At 73.4% G+C, this 3419-nt stretch carries 3 protein-coding genes and 1 pseudogene; 3 read left to right on the top strand and 1 reads right to left on the bottom strand.

From position 1 onward, the window contains the following. The coding region (locus HW445_RS23220; protein ID WP_257231241.1) for a DUF5132 domain-containing protein at positions 1 to 318 on the bottom strand (318 nt) is incomplete at its 3' end. A 351-nt stretch (positions 319 to 669) separates the two neighbouring features. Between HW445_RS23220 and HW445_RS23215 the strand changes: the two genes are divergently transcribed. The 3 genes and pseudogenes from HW445_RS23215 to HW445_RS23205 all read left to right on the top strand — a co-directional run. Continuing rightward, positions 670 to 2253, top strand: a complete 1584-nt coding sequence (locus tag HW445_RS23215; protein ID WP_180222901.1) for an ABC transporter substrate-binding protein — start codon at positions 670 to 672, stop codon at positions 2251 to 2253. Positions 2254 to 2266: 13 nt separating this feature from the next. Then, positions 2267 to 3235, top strand: coding sequence for an ABC transporter permease (locus HW445_RS23210; RefSeq protein WP_180222900.1), 969 nt, complete (start codon positions 2267 to 2269; stop codon positions 3233 to 3235). Between the two features lie 2 nt (positions 3236 to 3237). Beyond that, positions 3238 to 3419 (top strand): annotated as a pseudogene (locus tag HW445_RS23205) (ABC transporter permease); the annotation flags it as partial.

Here is a 3419-nt window from a genome sequence, read left to right as displayed (position 1 = left end):
CGCGCGGGTCTTCGGAATCCTCGCGCCCTTCTCGGCCTGGTCGGCGGCCTCGTCCTTGACATCCCCGCCGACGGCGTGCCCGTCGTCGACGGCGGGGGCCTGGATGCCGCCCGCGGCGATCTGGGCGGCCACCACGTCGGCGGCCACCTCGGCCGCGAGGTCGTGGATGTTCTCCCCGGCTTCATGAGCCGCCTTCTTCACCTCCATCGCGATGCCGACGGATGCCTTGATGACTCCACGTACCAGGGGCTTCAGCAGGCGCTTGGTCAGCGGCGCGGCGATGAGACCGATCAGGAAGGGCGGTACTACGGGCGGCATGATGCTCCATCCTCTACGTACACGTATGACAGGGAACCCAGGTGAGGCGACCACCGGAACAGCGCACGGCCGGGCGGATAAAGCATTCCCTCGACGAGTGCGGGATTCACCAGGCGAAGCGAATTCCCGGACAACGGAATGCACCGTCCGATCCCGTGATCACCGTAGTCGAACCAGGCCCACCTGAGCCAAATGGCGGCCTCCGGGTTCACTCATGCGTGTAAACACGACCTGCGATCAACTGATTGTCAGACTCTTATCCACGCGCAGAACTCCCTCGTCAATGCGAACGTTTATGCCGCACTCGTTGGTTGACTTATCACCGCGAAGCCCAGGTGCCACCATGACGCCATGCCTCGACGCACCCCTCCGGTCGTCCTGATGGCCGCCCTCACCGCCTCGGCCGTCGCCCTGAGCGGCTGCGGCGAAGGCGCCGCCTCCTCGACGACCACTCCCCTGGTGGACCACGGCACCGTCCGGATCGCCGAGTCCAGCGAGACGCCGAGCTTCGACCCGTACTCCACCTTCGGCGCCTCCCAGGCCCACTACGCCTACGACTCGCTGGTCCATCCGGCCCCCGACGGCACCCTGGTCAGCGGCCTGGCCGCCTCCTGGCAGGCCACGGCCACCACGGCCGCCTTCACCCTCCGCCCGGACATCACCTGCTCCGACGGCACCCCCCTCACCGCCTCGGCGGTGGCCAGGGCGCTCACCTACGCCGGCGACCCGGCGAACCAGCTCGCCGGCGCGCGGACCGTCCTGCCGAGCGTCCCGTTCACCGCGAGCGCCGACGACGCGGACGCGACGGTGTCGGTGACCGCCGCGGCCCCCTTCCCGTTCCTCACCCGCACCGTCGGCCTGCTGCCGATCGTCTGTCCCGCCGGGCTCGACCGTCCCCGGTCGCTGGACCGCGCCACCCACGGCACCGGCCCCTACGTGCTGACCCGCTACACCCCGGGCGGACCGTACGAGTTCACCGTCCGCGACGGCTACTCCTGGGGACCGGCCGGGGCGACCACCGCCGAGCCGGGCCTGCCCGCACGCATCGTCCTCTCGGTGGTGCCCCAGGCCTCCACCGCGGCCAACCTGCTGCTCACCGGGGGTGTCGAGATCGCGCACGTGAGCGGACCGGACCGCGCCCGGCTCACCGGCCACGGTCTGGCCGTCACCGACGTGCCCACCGTGGTGGGGCTGACCTTCTTCAACCAGCGGCCCGGCCGGCCCCTGGCCGACCCGGTCCTCCGACGCGCCATGGTCTCCGCCCTCGACCGCCGGGGGCTCGCCAACGTGGCCGTCGGCGGCAGCGGAAGACCCGCGGCAGACTTCGGCGCCGAGGGCTCCCTCTGCCACGCCGACCTCGCCGACGCCCATCTGCCCACCCAGGACGCCGCGCGGGCCCTGCGGGCCGGCGGCTGGACCCGGTCCGCCGACGGCCGGCTGACCAAGGACGGCCGCCCGCTCCGGCTCCGCCTGATCACCAGCCCCGACCTGGGCCCGACCCTGCCGTCCGTCGCCGAGCTGATGGCCCGGGACTGGACCGCGCTCGGCGCGGACGTCGAGCTGGTCACCGAGAGCCTGCCGGCCCTGGTCAACGCCATGTACCGGAGCGCCGACTTCGACGTGGTGGTCGGCAGCACCCCCGGCTTCGCCCTGCCGGTCGGCTTCGTCCCCTTCTTCTCCGGCCCCGCCCCCGCCCGGGGCCTCAACTTCGCGGCGGTGAGCAACCCCGAGTACGACGCCCTGGTCGCCCGCGCCCTCCGGACGACCGACACGGCGGGCTGCGACATCTGGAACCGGGCCGCCGCGGCGCTCTTCCGCTCGGCCGCCGCGCTGCCGATCGCCGAAGGCCGAAGCGGCGTGTACGGCCACCGCACCACCTTCGCCACCACCTTCGGCGGCCGGCTCGTCCCGACCAGCATCCGCCTCCACCGGTGACCGGGGGTCCGCCATGTCCGTACCCCAGCTGCTGCGACATCCCTGGACGCTGTTCCTCGGCCGCCGCGCCGTGCGCCTGCTGCTCTCCCTCCTCCTCGTGCTCACCGCGTCGTTCGCGATGATCCGCCTCGTCCCCGGCGATCCGGTCCGGGCCGCGCTCGGCGTCGACGCCGCCCCCGACCTGGTGGCCGCCCGCAGACACGCCCTCGGGCTCGACGCGCCGTTCCTGTCGCAGTACCGGCACTACCTCGGCGGCCTCCTGCACGGCGACCTCGGCACCTCCCTGGTCACCGGGACACCGGTCGCGGAGCTGATCCGCACCCGACTGCCGGCCACCCTGGAGATCGCCGGGCTCGCCTTCCTGGTCACCCTCGCCGTCGCCCTGCCCGGCGGGCTGCTGGCCGCCGTCCGCACCCGCGACGGCCGCCGCCCGCGCACCGAGCTGGCGTTCACCACGGTCACCGCCTCCCTCGCCGGAGTGCCGGACTTCGTCCTGGCCGCCGGGCTCACCGCGCTGCTGGCCGTCGGCCTCCAGTGGCTCCCGGTGGCGGGCGCGGCGGGCGTCGGCTCCTTCGTCCTGCCCGTCCTGGCGCTCTCCCTCGCCCCCACCGCCGTCCTGCTGCGCATCGTCCGGGTGGAGGCGCTGAAGGTGCTGGGCGAGGACTACCTGCGCACCGCCCGGAGCAAACGGCTGTCCCCCGCGCGCCGTTACCTGCGGCACGCGGCGCCGAACACGGCCACCGCCGCGCTCACCGTCGCCGGGAGCCTGCTGCCCGCACTGATCGCCGGCACCGTCCTGGTCGAGAAGGTCTTCGCCTGGCCCGGCATCGGCTCCGCCATGGCCCAGTCCGTGGTCGCGCAGGACTACCCGGTGGTCCAGGCGATGGTGCTGGTGCTGGGTACCACCGTGCTGCTCGCCGGCCTCCTGGTCGACGTGCTGCTCGCCGTGATCGATCCCCGTTCGGCGATCCGGGAGATGTGACCATGAACCTTCCCTCCGGCCTCCGGCGCTCGCCCATGGCCTGGGTCACCGCGGTCATGCTGGCGTCGCTCGTCGCGCTCGCCCTGGCCGGCCCGCTGCTCTGGGGCGCGGCAGCCGACCGCCCGGACCCCTCGGCCGTGCTCCAGGGCCCCTCCGCGGCCCACCCCTTCGGCACCCACGGCCA

Source organism: Streptomyces sp. UH6, from assembly GCF_013421635.1.
Lineage (GTDB): Bacteria > Actinomycetota > Actinomycetes > Streptomycetales > Streptomycetaceae > Streptomyces > Streptomyces abyssomicinicus.
Note: the sequence above shows the minus strand (reverse complement) of the source record. Positions and strands in the feature narration are given on the sequence as shown.